The organism is Pedobacter nyackensis, assembly GCF_032678475.1.
In the GTDB taxonomy this organism is placed as follows: Bacteria; Bacteroidota; Bacteroidia; order Sphingobacteriales; family Sphingobacteriaceae; genus Pedobacter; species Pedobacter nyackensis_A.
In genome coordinates, this window is the sequence record NZ_JAVTSF010000005.1 from 115,460 (window position 1) to 131,964 (window position 16,505).

Annotated in this window: 14 protein-coding genes; 8 read left to right on the top strand and 6 right to left on the bottom strand. The window is 39.0% G+C overall.

The window, feature by feature from the left end; genetic code table 11:
- Window positions 1-9: 9 nt before the first annotated feature.
- Both R2Q84_RS16930 and R2Q84_RS16935 read left to right on the top strand, forming a co-directional pair.
- Window positions 10-1,518, top strand: a complete 1,509-nt coding sequence (locus R2Q84_RS16930) for a GH3 auxin-responsive promoter family protein (protein WP_316817767.1) — start codon at window positions 10-12, stop codon at window positions 1,516-1,518.
- 89 nt (window positions 1,519-1,607) lie between these two features.
- Complete coding sequence (locus R2Q84_RS16935; protein ID WP_316817768.1) at window positions 1,608-2,036, top strand: CBS domain-containing protein; 429 nt, start codon at window positions 1,608-1,610, stop codon at window positions 2,034-2,036.
- Between the two features lie 96 nt (window positions 2,037-2,132).
- Here the strand turns inward: R2Q84_RS16935 and R2Q84_RS16940 are convergent, their stop codons facing one another.
- Both R2Q84_RS16940 and R2Q84_RS16945 read right to left on the bottom strand, forming a co-directional pair.
- Entirely contained in the window at window positions 2,133-4,175 is a 2,043-nt protein-coding gene (locus tag R2Q84_RS16940) for a M13 family metallopeptidase (protein WP_316817769.1), read from the bottom strand.
- A 140-nt stretch (window positions 4,176-4,315) separates the two neighbouring features.
- Window positions 4,316-4,495, bottom strand: a complete 180-nt coding sequence (locus R2Q84_RS16945; protein WP_316817770.1) for a hypothetical protein — start codon at window positions 4,493-4,495, stop codon at window positions 4,316-4,318.
- Between the two features lie 234 nt (window positions 4,496-4,729).
- Between R2Q84_RS16945 and R2Q84_RS16950 the strand changes: the two genes are divergently transcribed.
- From R2Q84_RS16950 to R2Q84_RS16975, 6 genes are all read left to right on the top strand, one after another.
- On the top strand, window positions 4,730-5,842 hold the full coding sequence (locus tag R2Q84_RS16950) for a metallophosphoesterase family protein (protein ID WP_316817771.1): 1,113 nt from the start codon (window positions 4,730-4,732) through the stop codon (window positions 5,840-5,842).
- Between the two features lie 69 nt (window positions 5,843-5,911).
- Entirely contained in the window at window positions 5,912-6,520 is a 609-nt protein-coding gene (locus R2Q84_RS16955) for an RNA polymerase sigma-70 factor (protein WP_316817772.1), read from the top strand.
- 69 nt (window positions 6,521-6,589) lie between these two features.
- The gene (locus R2Q84_RS16960; protein WP_316817773.1) at window positions 6,590-7,579 is read left to right on the top strand and encodes a FecR family protein; all 990 of its coding nucleotides are present in this window, start codon (window positions 6,590-6,592) and stop codon (window positions 7,577-7,579) included.
- A 185-nt stretch (window positions 7,580-7,764) separates the two neighbouring features.
- Window positions 7,765-10,410: a TonB-dependent receptor gene (locus R2Q84_RS16965; protein ID WP_316817774.1), complete on the top strand. Its 2,646-nt coding sequence runs from the start codon at window positions 7,765-7,767 to the stop codon at window positions 10,408-10,410.
- A 4-nt stretch (window positions 10,411-10,414) separates the two neighbouring features.
- Window positions 10,415-11,212, top strand: a complete 798-nt coding sequence (locus R2Q84_RS16970; RefSeq protein ID WP_316817775.1) for a DUF4249 family protein — start codon at window positions 10,415-10,417, stop codon at window positions 11,210-11,212.
- Window positions 11,213-11,222: 10 nt separating this feature from the next.
- Window positions 11,223-12,113 carry a sterol desaturase family protein gene (locus tag R2Q84_RS16975; protein WP_316817776.1) on the top strand — a complete coding sequence of 297 codons (891 nt, stop codon included), beginning with the start codon at window positions 11,223-11,225 and terminating at the stop codon, window positions 12,111-12,113.
- 1 nt (window position 12,114) lies between these two features.
- Here R2Q84_RS16975 and R2Q84_RS16980 read toward each other — a convergent pair whose 3' ends face one another.
- From R2Q84_RS16980 to R2Q84_RS16995, 4 genes are read right to left on the bottom strand one after another with little or no spacing between them, the layout of a single operon-like run.
- Window positions 12,115-12,396: a GNAT family N-acetyltransferase gene (locus R2Q84_RS16980; protein ID WP_316817777.1), complete on the bottom strand. Its 282-nt coding sequence runs from the start codon at window positions 12,394-12,396 to the stop codon at window positions 12,115-12,117.
- Window positions 12,397-12,402: 6 nt separating this feature from the next.
- A complete protein-coding gene (locus tag R2Q84_RS16985; protein ID WP_316817778.1) occupies window positions 12,403-13,302 on the bottom strand; it encodes a pirin family protein in 900 nt (299 codons plus the stop codon).
- 42 nt (window positions 13,303-13,344) lie between these two features.
- Window positions 13,345-14,679 carry a hypothetical protein gene (locus R2Q84_RS16990; RefSeq protein ID WP_316817779.1) on the bottom strand — a complete coding sequence of 445 codons (1,335 nt, stop codon included), beginning with the start codon at window positions 14,677-14,679 and terminating at the stop codon, window positions 13,345-13,347.
- Window positions 14,660-16,498: a hypothetical protein gene (locus R2Q84_RS16995; protein ID WP_316817780.1), complete on the bottom strand. Its 1,839-nt coding sequence runs from the start codon at window positions 16,496-16,498 to the stop codon at window positions 14,660-14,662. Before R2Q84_RS16995 ends, R2Q84_RS16990 begins: the two co-directional genes overlap by 20 nt.
- Window positions 16,499-16,505 lie beyond the last annotated feature (7 nt).

Here is a 16,505-nt window from a genome sequence, read left to right on the forward strand (position 1 = left end):
ATATAACACATGGCAATTGTAAATTCAATTTTCACCTGGTATATGAAAAAGCGGGTCCACCAGATCGAGCTTTTTATGAAATATCCCCATGATGTGCAGGAGGAATGGTTTCATAAACTGATATCAAGCGCAGAGTATACGGAATGGGGATTAAAGTACGATTATCAATCCATCCTTTCCCCGCAACAATTTAAAGAAAGAGTACCTATACAAAATTACGATACCCTAAAGCCCTACATAGAACGCATGCTAAAGGGCGAGCAAAATATACTGTGGCCTTCTGAAATAAAATGGTTCGCCAAATCATCAGGCACCACGAGCGACAGAAGTAAGTTCATACCTGTTTCTGAAGAATCTTTGCAGGAATGTCACTTTAAAGGAGGAAAAGATATGCTTTCTATCTTTTGCAACAACCGCCCTGATAACCAGATCCTAACAGGAAAAGGCCTGGTGCTTGGCGGAAGCCATCAGATTAACCAGCTGAATGAGGATTCTTTTTATGGTGACCTTTCCGCTGTACTGATCAAAAACCTTCCTGTTTGGGCTGAATACTACCGTACACCAAATATCTCAATTGCCCTGATGGACAATTATGAAGATAAAATGGAAAAGATGGCGGAAGCAACCATCAAAGAAAATGTTACCAATATTGCAGGCGTGCCTACCTGGACAATTGTACTTGCGAAAAAAGTACTGGAAATGACAGGCAAGAAACACCTGTTAGAGGTTTGGCCAAATTTGGAGCTTTATATCCATGGCGCAGTCAACTTCAAACCCTATAGAGAGCAATTCAAAGAACTGATTCCTTGTAATGATATGTATTACCTGGAAACTTATAACGCCTCTGAAGGCTTCTTTGGCATACAGGATCAGGCTGATTCTGACGAGATGTTGTTGATGCTGGATTATGGTATTTATTATGAATTCCTGCCACTCGAAAACATTGAGGACGAACATGCAAAAACCCTGTCACTGGGCGAGGTAGAACTGGATAAGAACTACGCCATCATTATTTCTACAAATGGAGGGCTATGGCGTTATATGATTGGTGATACCGTACAGTTTACGAATCTATTTCCCTATCGCATTAAAATTACCGGCAGAACCAAGCATTTCATCAATGCTTTTGGAGAGGAAGTAATTATTGACAATGCGGAGCAGGCAATCTGTAAAGCCTGCCTGGAAACAGATGCCGTTTTTAAAGACTATACAGCTTGTCCTATTTATTTTAAAGGAGAAGAAGCCGGTGGACACGAATGGATTATAGAATTTGATCAGCAGCCAAATGATTTTGAAAAATTCATCGACATACTGGATCAAACGCTGAGAGAAGTAAACTCGGACTATGATGCTAAACGCTTTAAAGATATGGCTTTACGCAGACCAAAAGTACATAATGCACCATCGAACACCTTCTATAACTGGTTAAAATCGAAAGGTAAGTTAGGAGGACAGCATAAGGTTCCAAGGCTGGCAAATGACCGTAAATATGTAGAAGAAATCCTTTCGATAATTTAGTCTGGTTAATAAACACTACTGTTTTTAAACTTGTTATTGTAAGTGTGTATTTTTTTAGTTAGATTTAATTAGCTAAAAACGAATCTCTTATGAAAACTGTAAAACAATTACTCAGCACCAAACCGGGCCATATTTTCTCGGTGACTGAACAAGCTTCTGTATTAGAAGCCCTGAAAGTAATGATGGAAAAAAACATTAGCGCTCTTCTTGTTCTTGAAGGACAAGAACTGAAAGGGATTTTTACGGAAAGAGATTATGCCCGAAAGATTATCCTTCATGGCAAGTCTTCAGCAGAGACTTATATTCATGAGGTAATGACCGCTAATCCTATTACCGTGCTGCCATCAGATAGTATAGATTTTTGTATGGGTATCATGACAGATAAACACATCAGACATTTACCGGTAATGGAAGGCACTCAGCTACTTGGCATGGTATCTATTGGCGATGTAGTTAAGTTTATCATCGAAGATCAGAAACAAACCATTTCCCAACTTGAAAGTTATATCAGTAGTTAAATAATAAACCTAATTTATATTTACAACCAACCGTTCATTAAAAAAGGCTTTATCCAATTGGATAAAGCCTTTTTTAATGAACTACATCATGCTCAATTACCAGATCTTCACTCTTTTTTCAGGAGCAAGATATAGAGAATCCGTAGGCTTCACATTAAACGCAGTATAAAACTCAGGAATATTCCTTACCACACCATTTACCCTGAACTGAGCCGGAGAATGCGGATCAGTACTCACCTGGTTTCTTAATGCCTCATCAGTAGATTTACTTAACCATGCCTGCCCCCATCCGATAAACACTCTTTGCTCCCCTGTAAAGCCATCCATAACCGGAGCCGGTTTACCATTTAAACTCGTATTATAAGCTTTTAATGCAATCGTTAAACCACCAAGATCTCCAATATTTTCTCCCAATGTAAATTCACCGTTCACATTAAGATCAGGAAACACTTTAAAAGCACTATACTGAGCAACCAATGCACTGGTTCTTTTTTTGAACTCCTGATTATCTTTTTCAGTCCACCAGTTACGCATTACCCCATCTCCGTCGAATGTGCTACCCTGATCGTCAAAACCATGGCCAACTTCATGACCAATGACAGCACCAATACCACCATAATTAACAGCATCATCTGCCTTCATGTCGAAAAATGGTGGTTGTAAAATAGCTGCCGGAAATACAATCTCATTCATCGTCGGATTGTAATAGGCATTTACAGTTTGCGGTGTCATTCCCCATTCTGATCTGTCTACCGGTTTACCTAGTTTATTGATTGTCCTGTTATATTCAAACTCTGCAGAACGCACGTTATTACCATAAAGGTCATTTTTTGCTACTTTCAGCTTACTATAATCTCTCCATTTATCAGGATAACCAATTTTAGGTGTAAACTTACTGATCTTCACCAAAGCCTCTTTTTTAGTTTCCGGGCTCATCCAATCCAATTCCTTAATGCTGGCTTCATAGGCTTTTAATAAATTACCTACCAGTTTCAACATTCGCTCTTTAGCTTCAGGAGAGAAATGTTTCTCTACATATAGTTTGCCAACAATTTCACCAAGATTACCGTTTACAGCATCAACAGCCCTGCGCCATTGTGGCTTCTGTTCCTTAATCCCTTTTAACGCTTTCCCATAAAATTCGAAGTTCTCATTATCCAAAGCCGTATTTAATGACGACGCAGAACCGGTTAAAACACTCCATTTCAAGTAATTTTTCCAGGTGTCAATAGGTGTATTTTTCAGGATTGCATTCAGATCTTTGGTGTAAGCCACCTGCGTAACTACAAGGCTATCCTCACTTTTTATTCCAGCCTCTTTCAAAAGCGTGGTCCAGTCAAAATCTGGCAATAATGTATTCAGGTTTTTAACCGCATACTTATTATATAGTCCTGCCATATTCCTTGTCTCCTCTTTTTTCATCTGCTTAGATGCCAATAATGTTTCAAGGGCCATAATCTGAGCTGCTCTAGGTTTACCATCAGCAATCCCCGCCAGCTTAAACATATTTTCAATATGCTGAACATACTTAGTGCGTATTTCTTTTGATTTTGCGTCCGTTAAAGAATAGAAATCACGATCCGGCAAACCTAAGCCACCCTGCCAGGTATACAACATATACTTTTTAGGATCTTTAAAATCTTCAATCACGCCTAAATTAAAAGGGATTTTTACACCGATCTTATTGGCATAAGCAAAATAACCGGCAAGATCCTTATTGGTAGTAAGCGCATCAATCTTTTTAAACTCAGCTACCAAAGGCGTTAATCCTACAGCATCTCTCGTTTTCATATCCATATATGAAGCGTAAAAATCGCCGATCTTTTGTTCATCAGAACCCTCTTTAGCCTCTCCCTTTGCTGCATTCTCAATCAGCGCTTTCACATCCTCCTGTGCCTTATCATTGATGATATCCATCACGCCATAACGCGCCTTATCAGATGGCACTTTGGTATTTTTCATCCAGCTACCGTTCACATATTCCGTAAAATTGTTACCTGGGACGACGGTTGTATCCATATTTTTAAGGATAATCCCCGATTGAAGCTCCTGTTTAACCTCCGAATTGCTACACGCAGACAGAAATAATGCAGTTCCTGCAAACATGAACAAACCTGTTGATTTACTCAATTTTATCATAAGTTTAAAAGTTAGTACATTCAAACTTAACAAAAAGTTATGGTCTTACCGCTAAATAAATATCTACTTCTGAATCATCCGGATTTTGAGCACGCTCACTATAAAGCTCAAAATCAGCAGTGTACATCCCCGAGATTAAATCAGTGTAAAACCAGCGAATCTTTTTTTATCGTATCAGTTACTAGCGTATCTGATTTCGGGCTTGCTGCCTGGGCCGTAGCCTCATTGCTTTCCGATTCTACAGCTCTCAACTGCAGTTTAGTATTATCACAGGCACTAAAACTCAAAGCTATAGCTGCCATAAAGATGATGCGTTTCATAAATAATTTAAATATTCAATTTCAAAATTAGAGAATAATTTCAGCTAAGTATTACGAAAACCATCAAACAACCCACTTATTATCATTTAATTACAAAAGGATTACAGTTGACTTTAAAACCACAATAGTTAGTAATCATTATAATTACCAATTACTTAACAATACCTTAATACCTGTACCGCTTTGCCTTAATATCAATACTTTAATTTTATTGTAATCACAAAGGAGATGGTTATGATCAGTACAAAAGTTTTATATAGCGCTGTTTTAAAAGCAGAAACAATTGATGACGGGCATAAATTTCAGACTTTACCCCAACCCGCCGGCAGCTACCCATATCGGTTAAATTTTGGCAGTCAGGCAAATCATGAAAAACTGGTTTTTCATATGGTTGGCGATACCGGTGGCGCCAACACACTAGCTTTTCAGGAACAGGTTGTCGGGCAAATGGCCGCTCAATGTTTACATTCAACCGCAGACCAACAACCTTCTTTTTTATACCATCTGGGTGATATTGTATATCATTACGGAGAGGCGGAACATTACGACCAGCAGTTTTTAACACCTTTTGAACAATATCCGGCTCCCATTTACGCCATTGCCGGCAATCATGATAGTGATATAAATCCAGAATGCGATGAACACTATGAAAGCCTCGAAGCCTTTTATACTGCATTTTGCAACACCAGCCCAAAAACAATGTATTTTGGTCAGCACAAGCAACGGAAAAGTCAGGTCCAGCCCCATGTATACTGGACTATGGAAGCACCATTGGCAACAATCATTGGTCTTTATACCAACGTACCTAAATATGGCTGTATAAAAAAAGAGCAAAGGAGCTGGTTTATTCAGGAACTTCAAAATGCAGCAAAATATAGCGCCGACAAGGCCATTATCGTATGTATGCACCACGCACCCTACTCTGCCGATTTTAACCATGGCTCGAGCCTCAATATGATTGAGTTTCTGGAGTCTGCTTTTGAAGAGGCCGGTGTAAAACCAGACATCGTTTTTAGTGGCCATGTACACAATTACCAAAGGTTCAGCAAACATTATCCAGACGGGAAAACGGTACCGTTTATCGTTGCAGGTGCAGGAGGTTTTGACGAATTACATCCTCTGGCCGATCCTACTGACCCAGCCTACCATACACAAAGCCCACTACTTGAACAGGTACAGCTTGACAATTATTGCGACAACAAGCATGGCTTTTTAAAGATCGCTATTGAGAAAAATCCATTTAGCTTTATGATAAAAGGAGAATATTATACCATTTCTGATAAAAGCCATGGAAATAAAAAAGCCGGTTTATTTGACAGCTTTAGTATAGACCTTACCGGTCGATAAACGGAAACATATTGTCCCTCATTTTTTTGTGTAAAAAAAAATATCTAACATTGGGCGCAATAGACTTCCATGCATACGGACCGATCGGATATTATTGAGGACAATGAACTGCTGACCAAGCTCAGGAACGGCGATCAACTGGCGTTTGCGCAAATTTATAACCAGTACAGAAGCAAAATGTATGCATACGCCTACAACCTTTGCAAATCGGGAGAAACTGCAGAAGAGATTGTTCAGGAAGTATTTATCCGACTTTGGCAAAAAAAAGAACAAATCAATACCGATTTAAACTTTAATGCCTACATCAAAAAAATAACACTGAACCACGTACTCAACCACTTAAAAAAAGTTGCCCGCGAAAAAAGCCTGCAAGAAGAAGTCTTCGGGTACATTGAAGCGATTCGGAATACCACAGAAGACAACCTGCTGGAAAAAGAATTACTGAAAACCTACGATGAGGCCATTTCACTATTGCCACCTCAAAAAAAAATTATCTATCAGCTTAGCAGGAATGAAGAAATGACCCATGATCAGATTGCCGAGAAATTGAACATTTCAAAAAATACTGTAAAAAACCATATGGTGGAGGCGACAAAATTTATCCGAAGTTATGTAAGTAAACATGGTAGCATAGTATGCTTCCTTATCGCATCTTCAAATTATTTTCGACCACACTAGTCCCCTCTCCTTTTTCAATTGTATTGTAATAAACGGGCAACGTAGCCGCGTGATGCAAATTACAACACAGTGGAAGAAAAAGAACAATTTAAATACCTGTATAACCAATACTTGCATAACCGCTGCACTGCAGATGAGCTTAAACAGTTCTTTAATCTCCTAAACGAACGCCAGGATAAAGAAGAGATCATGACACTATTGTCTGATACCTGGGACCAGACGGACACACTCCCTGAAGAGGGATTGATACCTCCATTCCTGAAACCGGAAGCAAAACAGGTAAAGCTGGAGGTAGACCGTCATAAACACTACGGCTTCAAGAAATGGATTGGAGTAGCAGCTTTACTGGTCGCACTTACAGGCATATATTTTTACCAGTCAAGCCTTACCAGTCTATTCAATCCTGCTACAAAATACGAATTGGCCCACGCAACGACCAAACGGAAACAGTTACAACTTGCAGATGGCACAAAAGTTTGGCTTAGTCCAAACAGTACACTCAGCTATCCTGCAAAATTTGACGACAACGAACGTTTGGTAACGCTGGATGGTGAAGCATTTTTTGAAGTAACACATGATGCCAAACATCCCTTTATCATTAAAAGCGGTGACGTGAGCACAACCGTACTGGGTACCAGTTTTAATGTTGCCGCATACACAAAACAACACACCATAAATGTAACCCTGGTTACCGGAAAGGTAGCCGTTGCTTTAAATGGCAACAACAATACCAAGCGTGATACGATAACAGCTAATCAGCGTCTTATTATTGACAAGACTGCATTAAGCATCACAAAGGTTGACTATCCGGATGCCGCAGCTTTCCTTAATAAGCGGTTAGGCTTATTTGATTACAAGGGAGCTGCGCTTCAGGAAGTAATTAAAGATCTGGAAAATCAATACAACATCCAGATTCAGCTAGATTCTGAATTGTATACAAAAACCTTTTATGGAGGCTTGAACATGACCGATTCTCTAAATGAAACCTTAGATAAACTATGTACCGTTATGGAAACTAAATGGGAAAAAGATGGAGGGACATATGCTATCATAAAATAAATGCCTGGCAATGAAAGTACACAACCAGGCAAGTATCCAATTAATCAAATGCCCAAGCCTTGAGAACTATAGGGCAATTCAATCAATATCCAATTATAAAGTTATGAATCCTCCACAAACTTCTCGCTTTTAAGCAGAAATTATTTAGTGCAGGCTTTATACACTATAACACACAAAACAATTATATGAAACCAAATGGATCGGTCAGATTTCTGACCCTTATTGCCATCGTACTACTGTTACTGCTAATTGCGCAAACCCAGACACAGGCACAAGAACAGCTCAACAAAAGAATCACTATAAGCATAAAAAATGAGACGCTAAAAGCTGCCTTAGATAAAATCAGCAGTACCAGTGGAGTTAAATTTACATACAACGAACAAGTAGCCCTAAGTAAAATAAAGCTCAGCGTTACCGCTAATGACAAGCCTATTGCTACAGTTTTGCAAACGGCCTTTACCGGACAGCCTCTCCAGTTCAGTGCTCTAGGAAACGAAATCTTCATACGCTTTGATCCCTCAAAAGAAAAAAAGCAGGAAGCCGGTCCGGCGGCCAATCCGGCACAAAGCCAAGAAAAACACACTATAAGTGGTACTATTAAATCGGCCAGCACAGGTGAAACGTTAATAGCCGCAACTATTCGCGCAGCAGATACCAAATATGCCACTTCAAGTAACGAATATGGTTTTTACTCGCTAACACTTCCTAAGGGTATTTACACCATTAGTATAAATGCAATAGGTTCCAAAAGCCATAAAACAACTGTTGACCTGCAAAAAAACATGAGCTTAAATGTGGCTATGGACGACGATTTAAACGAATTGGAAACCGTAACGATTACCACAAATTCAGTCAAAAGGAATATTGACAACCCACAAATGGGTATGGAAAGACTAAGTGTCAGCGAGACTAAAAATGTACCGGTGTTACTTGGTGAACGCGATGTGATAAAGACCTTACAACTCTTACCAGGTGTTAAAACCTCGGGAGAAGGAAGTGGAGGTTTCTTTGTCCGGGGCGGTAGTGCTGATCAGAATATGATTCTCTTAGATGAAGCACCCGTTTACAATGCTTCTCACCTGCTAGGCTTCTTTTCCACCTTTAACTCAGATGCCATTAAAAATGTAACCCTGTATAAAAGTGGTATGCCAGCACAATATGGTGGTGGACTGTCCTCGGTATTGGATGTTAAAATGAACGATGGGAATAATCAAAAGTATGGGGTAAGCGGTGGTGTAGGTTTAATCGCTGCCAGAATCAATGTAGAAGGACCAATCCAAAAAGAGAAATCGTCCTTTCTGATTTCGGCCAGAAGAACATATGCAGATATGTTTTTAAAACTGTCAAGCGACTCTGCGGCCAGGGATGCAAAACTTTATTTTTATGATATCAATTTAAAAGCCAACTATATCCTCGGCGAAAAAGACCGCTTGTTTGTGTCCGGGTATTTCGGTAAGGACGTTTTAGGTTCCGACAATCTAATAGGAATAAATTGGGGCAATGCAGCATCCACACTACGTTGGAACCATGTATTCAACAGTAAGTTATTTTCTAACACTTCCCTCATTTTCAGCAACTATAATTATAAAATCCAATCTACAGATGATGAAAGTTCTTTGACTTTATTCTCTCAAATCAGAGATTGGAATTTTAAAGAAGATTTGCAATGGTATGCAAATGAGAAGAACACAGTAAGTTTCGGATTAAACTCCATTTACCATACCATAAAACCGGGTGAAGTACAAGCCACCGGAAACTCTGGCTTGATCTCTCAAGATCTTCAAAACCGATATTCATTGGAGAATGCTGTTTATGCCAGCAATACCTGGAAGGCCAATAGCACACTTAGCTTTACTTATGGATTAAGAGTTTCAGCGTTCAGTATACTTGGAAAAGGTGATTATTACACTTTAGATGATGCAGGTAACGTTACAGGAACAACAAGTTACAAAAAGGGAGAAATCGTAAAAACTTATGTAAACTTTGAACCAAGGATAGCAGCAGCATTGCAGTTAAACGAATCAACAGCACTAAAGGCATCTTACGTTAGGAATGCACAGAACCTACACCTGGTGTCCAACTCCAATGCGTCCTCGCCCACAGACCGATGGGTAGCGAGTACCAATATCATTAAACCTGAATTAAGTGATCAGGTGTCACTAGGCTATTACAAAAACCTGGGGAACGATAATTATGAATTAACAGTTGAAACTTATTATAAGACGCTACAAAATCAAATCGACTACAGAAACGGAGCAGACATTTATACCAATAAACCTATAGAAACGCAGTTGTTGTACGGAAAAGGAAGGGCCTACGGAGCTGAATTCTTATTGAAAAAGAAGAATGGCAAACTAACAGGTTGGCTTGCCTATACCATTTCTAAATCAGAAAGGCAGATTGATGGCATCAACGATAACAACTGGTACAATGCCAGACAGGACCGGACTCACGATATCTCTTTGGTGAGCATGTATCAGCTCAATAAAAAATGGTCCTTATCTGCCAACTGGGTCTTTGCAACAGGAAATGCAGTCACCTTCCCTACTGGAAAATACAAACTGCTTGGTCATAGCTATTTTAATTTTTCAGACCGCAATGCCGATAGAATGCCTAGTTACCACCGTCTTGATCTGGGGGCAACAAAACTACTGAAACAAACAAAAAAGTTCTCTTCGGAACTGAATTTCAGCCTGTACAATGCTTATGGCAGAGAGAATGCTTACCGCATCACCTTTAGAGATAAAGAAACAGATCCAGACAGAACCGAAGCTGTCAGAACAACCCTGTTCAGATTTGTTCCGTCAATTTCTTATAATTTTAAATTCTAGTCTTATGAAAACAATACTTCGTTTTATACTTTTACTCATCATATCCGTTCAATGGTCATGTGAAAAGGCTATAGACCTTAAGCTCAAAGACAACGTACTTAAATACGTAATAGAGGGAACCATAACCAACGAACCCGGTTCATGCAAAGTATACATCAGTGAAACCAAAGAATTTGGTGACGACAATCAATTCAATGGAATCAGTGGTGCGATTGTGAAAATTGAAAACAAAGGAACTACCATTGTGTTAACAGAAAAAGAGAAGGGCATTTATGAATCAGCGGCAGTAAACGGCATACCCGGTGAAACTTATAACCTAACTGTAAACATTAAAGATCTGGTATTTAAAGCCAGCAGTACCATGCCCCAGCTTGTTCCTTTTTTAGATTTCACACTTAAACCAGCTGATTTCGACACGACAAGAGTCACGCCAATGGTAAAATTTAAAGATCCTGGAGAAACTAAAAACTTTTATTGGTTTCAGCAGTTTGTTAATGATAGGATACAGAAACAATATAAAGTAATGAATGATGATTTTACTACGGGACAGGAGGTTAACGACTACATTGTATTTGAAAATGATACAAAAAACAAAGCACTGAATTTTAAAAAAGGTGATAAACTTACCGCAGAAATGCATTGTGTAGACGCTGGCGTCTATACTTATTTGTTTAGTTTATTTAACGCCAACGGATCAGACAACGGCGCTGCTCCCAGCAATCCCGTGAGCAATATCAGTGGCGGCGTCCTTGGCTTTTTTAGTGCACATACCGTACAACGAAAAACGATTACAATACCCTAATAAAAATAAAATGATTGAATTTGATAAAAGTATAACGGTAGTTACTTTATTCGGCTTTGTCACTTTACTCAGTCTGGTTGAAATGTATTTCAGTTACGCCCATGATAGCAAACACTATCAGGGGCGTGACACTTTAACGAATATGTACCTTATGGCCGCAGCATTCCTGGTTAATGTAACTACCAAAGCTGGCACTTTTATGCTGTTAGAGTACGTCTACAGGTACCACAGGTTATTTCAAATTACAAACATTTACCTATACTGGCTCGTGCTCATTCTGGCGCAGGACTTTCTTTATTGGGTGTTACATTACACAGGTCATTATGTGCGGTTCTTCTGGGCAATGCATGTTACGCACCATTCGTCAGCATATTTTAACCTTACCACTGGCTTCCGTTCTACCGTATTCGAACCACTTTACAGGGTATTTTTTTATCTTCCACTTGCCTTAATGGGATTTAGTGCATTTGACATCCTGTTTGCCTACCTCATTACTCAGATCTATGGCAACCTGGTTCATACCCAAACTATCGGCAAACTTCACCCATTATTTGAATATATTTTTGTGACCCCCTCTCACCATCGCGTTCACCATGCAAGTAATTTGCGCTATTTGGACAAAAACATGGGCATGGTTCTTATCTTATGGGACCGTATGTTCGGCACTTTTCAACCGGAAATCAAGGAAGAAAAAATCGTTTACGGCTTAACCAAACAGCCTGAAGACACCGGAGCCGTAAACATTATCTTTCATGAATTCAAAGCTTTATTAGCCGATGTAAAAAGAGCGCCGAAACTGACTGACAAGATTAAGTACTTCCTCTATCCACCGGGCTGGAGTCACGATGGCAGTACACAAACCGCCCGGGTAATGCAACGTCAGTTATTAAAGTCGGAATAACTTAAAAGAGCACATCATGTAGCTCTGGATGCTTATTAAATACACTTTTCGCGTATGGACAAAGTGGAAGAATCTTTACTTTATTTTCCCGGGCATACTTAACAGCTTCCAGCACCAGTTGTTTTCCAATCCCCTTACCGGAATAAGCTTCATTAACCTCAGTATGATCAATAATGAACTTACCTGGACCTGCCCATACATAAGTCATTACACCTGCTTCATCGTAACCTTCAATAGCTTTGAAAAAGCCATTCTTATCTGTATTATGCTGTTCAATTTCCATCTCTGTTTAAGGCTTATGCGGCTTTACATTTTTGCTTTGTGCGGGTAAAGGCACAAAATCAGTTTCACCAGGTACAGGTTTAAACGTTTGTTCAAGCCACATTGTTTTTGCTTCCTCAATTCTTTCCGTTGTAGAGGCTACAAAATTCCAGTAAATAATACGTCCTTCTTCAAAGGGTTCCCCTCCGAAAATATAAATGGTAGAGTTTTCCTGCATGTCAAACTCACAGAGCTTGCTGTCTTTGGCTACCAACAATTGTTTAGGACCAAAGGTATTCCCCTCGCTTTCCACAGCACCTTCCAGAATATATAAAGCACTTTCACCAAACAGGTCCTTACCAATTTTAATGGTTTGCCGACTGGTTGTTTTAAGTTCCAGGAAATATAGCGGGCTATAAACAGGCACTTCAGATTTCCTGCCAAATGCCTCCCCTGCAATCAGCTTAAAATAGACACCCTGTTCTGTCCATTCCGGCAACCCCTTTCCTTCTACATGAAAAAATTCCGGTTCCATCTCTTCCAGATGTTTAGGTAATGCAACCCAGATCTGCAGACCATGCATCAGTTTATCTGAATTGCGAAGATATGCAGGTGTTCTTTCAGAATGAACAATTCCTTTTCCAGCTGTCATCCAGTTCACCTGTCCCGGCTTTATTTCTATTTCTGTGCCCAGGCTATCGCGATGCATGATGCTACCTTCAAACAAATAGGTAAGGGTAGACAAACCAATATGCGGATGTGACGGAACATCCATATTTTCAGTATCACTCATACATACCGGCCCCATATGATCAATAAAGGCAAAAGGGCCTACCATACGTTTTTCGCGAAAAGGCAGCAAGCGGCCTACCATAAAACTACCTATACTTGCGGGGCGTTCTTCAATAATCAGATTGATGTTTGACATAAAAGTTATCTTAAACTCTAATATAACACAAACGCCAGAATTTTAGGGTAATTGTCCCAAAGCATTAATGTCTTTTCTTTTAAAATCCAGATCCACTTCAAAGTGATTTTTATGAGAAGATTCAGGATTGGCTTTAATAACCAGCCTACTTAACGGCTTGATATATTTTTCCAGAAGAGGAAACTGTGCCTGTTCTTTTAACTGTTCAAAATCAATGCCCAGGTAAAAGAAATAGGGGGTATTTTCTCTCGATGCAGAGATTACCGCATTCCGATCAGTACTTAGCATTACCGTAGTTTCATTACTCTTTGCATAAAGCCGATATAAAGGAAACAGCTCTTTATTCACCTGACCGCTGACTATTATATTTGATTTGCTTAGATAATCGATCAGTCCTTTTGCATGACTAGCCATAACACTATTTATACCGGGCACTGTTACATTGCGAGGTGTAACGATTTCTTCCTTTTCAAAATCATCATTATACTCATAGGTAATTATCGTGTCCACCTGATGCACCGTCTTCCCCATTTCTATATCAAAATATCCATTGCAATACCTCAGTAAGCTGTCAGGATATACATCATAGCTTTTGACCTTAAATCCGGCGTAGCTTTTATTTAAGGATGGCGTTACATTAAACCACATTTTAATGATTGCATCTTTATCAAAAGTACGGTGGCTAAAAGTCTTTCCCTTAACATCAAAATGTTCCGAACTAAAGCTTCCCTCCAGATGAAGTTGTCCATCTTTAAAATCACCGGTACCATAACAATCTTTAAAGACGTAGGCTAAATGAGCTTTTAACCCTTTAAGCTTTATAAGTAATTGGTCGTTGTTGGGTAACAGGTTCCGCTTGTTTAATAAATCAGCAATGACATTCTCTACTTTTTCACCATTAAGCGAATATCCTGCAACAAACATATGGGTATTGAAGGCTATACTAAGTCGACCATTCGATGAACTTCCAGTTATATACTGCCCCATATTTTTAACTGCAGTTATCCCCAGTTTTTCTTTTATAAATGATTTTAGCAATACGGTATCTGCCACTGGCAGCGTACAAAAATAAGTCTGATCTGATTTAGATTTAACCGTATAAACAAAGATCTGGGCAGGTATTTTCAGGCCACTTTCTATTGATTCTATACTTTTGTTTTGATAATAAGATGGATTACTGAAATAATCCATAGCAAGCGTACTATATAACCTGTCGGTATCAACCTTAATTATAAGTTCCGCATCTGCATGTATCCGGTCCTTAGAGGCGTTATATTTACTAAATGAAAAATAGCAGTAAACGGCAACCAGCAGCAGTAAAACAACCACTGCTGTAACTGTTGCTACTCTTTTAAACCTATTTCTGTGCGTCTTCAATAATTGAGAAAAGATATTTTAAAGCATTTGGTTGATTAGCTGGAATGTCCATACTCACTTGTCCGGATAACACATTTCCTTTAATTGAATTCGACTTCAGGTAAATATCACCCAATGCGTTGAGTACGCGATTTGCCTTTTCCACTGTTTTAACACCACCAAATTCGTCCGAAGGGATTTTTCCTGCCAATTTTTTGGCGCTAAAATATGCTGCATAATTACTGTGTATTAATGTTTTCCTGTGTTTCGCAGAAACATGGGAAACGTATTTTCCAGCTGCAATATCATCCATTTCAGTAATACTGGTACCAAAGAAAATGATATTATTTTTAATGGTAAAATAAAGTGCCAAAGGGCTTTTTGGTATGCTCAGTTCATAATAACCACCTCCCTTTTTTACCAGTTCTTTTTTTACACCATAAGCAATCAGCTTATCAATTAAACGGGTATCTTCAGAAGAGATCATCAATAGAAAGTCTGGCAAAGTCTCCTTTTTTGTCTTCACAACCTCTTCAGTTTCAAAATTATCCTCATTGTACTCGTACGACTTGTAACTTACCTCATTTTGTAAAAGACCATTAAAGATAAATAAAGCGTCTCCTTTAATTACCTTTCCAATAGCCTCTTCATCTAACAAAAGAGAGAACAAGTCAGCAGCCATCCCAATTTCTTCGGCATATATAGAACCATAAACTTTCGACATCAGCTTGGGATACTCTTCAAGATAGGTCTTCGTATCCAGGGCATAACCCAAATAGCCGATCATGCGATCTTCGTTTACATACTTCAAAAACCGTTTGTTTAATTTTCTTTTATGTACCCTTTTAAGTACATCCGCAATTTCTTTGCTAAAAGTCATGCTGCTGGCCACACGAATGGTTTTATCTTCAAGGTACAACCTGATGTTACCACTTCCGTATCCGTTTAGAAAACTCAATCCCTTTAAATAAGTGGGCATATAGGCATTCAAAAGTTTATCAACAGCCGAAATCCATATCGTAGCTTCAGCCTGGGCATCCAAACTTTTAACAAAATCGTTATTGTTCAATATCGATGTTTTACCTGTACCGGCAAAGACATCATCCATCATACGTTGGGTCCAGATAGCAACTATTGACTTTGTTTTATCTTCATTTTTAAAAAAAGGATTTAAAGAAGGAACTGGTAATTCCGCTGATGCTAGCTCCTCATCGTAAACAGCTACGGTATCTGTTAAAGCTGAATCTAACACTTCGGATTCAGGGACTTCAACAGCTGCAGCAGAGTCAATTGCTACTACATCCTCAACAGGATAAGGATTTACCAATCCCAAACGCTCCACTACCTCCGGTTTAGAAAAATACTCCTTTTTACCACTAGCAGTTACATACAGGAACATCTCCCCATTCCATCGGGCAACTTGAGTCGAATCGGCATTATAATACGACCTCAACTCCCCTTTTACACTAATTTTTTGATTTGCCTGTTGATACAATTGATCAACCAGACTTACACTTTTAACCGGGGCCAGGAAACAGTTGTAAGTTACACTGTCGTTGCTCAGGTTAAAATAGTAGAAAGAAGAAGCAAGGTTAAAGCCCGCATCTTCAATCGAAGAAAAAGCTTTATCAGTTTTTTTAGAGATTTGTTTCAGAAACGCCTTTCCAATAAATGTATTATTAAACTCCGTCAACGACATTAATTCTGTTAAATTCTTACCCTTAACCGTTGCAACAGCAAGCGCACTAGCCGGAATTTTATGAACAAGGTCCTGTGCTGTGGAAGTAATTGTAAGACCGGATAAAAACAATGCAGTTAAGCATCTGTAAAAAGAAATCATAGCAAAG

Bases quoted from the DNA above. Each gene is read 5' to 3' on its own strand.
- R2Q84_RS16930 (WP_316817767.1), top strand. From the start codon at position 10: ATGGCAATTGTAAATTCAATTTTCACCTGGTATATGAAAAAGCGGGTC.
- R2Q84_RS16935 (WP_316817768.1), top strand. From the start codon at position 1,608: ATGAAAACTGTAAAACAATTACTCAGCACCAAACCGGGCCATATTTTC.
- R2Q84_RS16940 (WP_316817769.1), bottom strand. From the start codon at position 4,175: ATGATAAAATTGAGTAAATCAACAGGTTTGTTCATGTTTGCAGGAACT.
- R2Q84_RS16945 (WP_316817770.1), bottom strand. From the start codon at position 4,495: ATGAAACGCATCATCTTTATGGCAGCTATAGCTTTGAGTTTTAGTGCC.
- R2Q84_RS16950 (WP_316817771.1), top strand. From the start codon at position 4,730: ATGATCAGTACAAAAGTTTTATATAGCGCTGTTTTAAAAGCAGAAACA.
- R2Q84_RS16955 (WP_316817772.1), top strand. From the start codon at position 5,912: ATGCATACGGACCGATCGGATATTATTGAGGACAATGAACTGCTGACC.
- R2Q84_RS16965 (WP_316817774.1), top strand. From the start codon at position 7,765: ATGAAACCAAATGGATCGGTCAGATTTCTGACCCTTATTGCCATCGTA.
- R2Q84_RS16970 (WP_316817775.1), top strand. From the start codon at position 10,415: ATGAAAACAATACTTCGTTTTATACTTTTACTCATCATATCCGTTCAA.
- R2Q84_RS16975 (WP_316817776.1), top strand. From the start codon at position 11,223: ATGATTGAATTTGATAAAAGTATAACGGTAGTTACTTTATTCGGCTTT.
- R2Q84_RS16980 (WP_316817777.1), bottom strand. From the start codon at position 12,396: ATGGAAATTGAACAGCATAATACAGATAAGAATGGCTTTTTCAAAGCT.
- R2Q84_RS16985 (WP_316817778.1), bottom strand. From the start codon at position 13,302: ATGTCAAACATCAATCTGATTATTGAAGAACGCCCCGCAAGTATAGGT.
- R2Q84_RS16995 (WP_316817780.1), bottom strand. From the start codon at position 16,498: ATGATTTCTTTTTACAGATGCTTAACTGCATTGTTTTTATCCGGTCTT.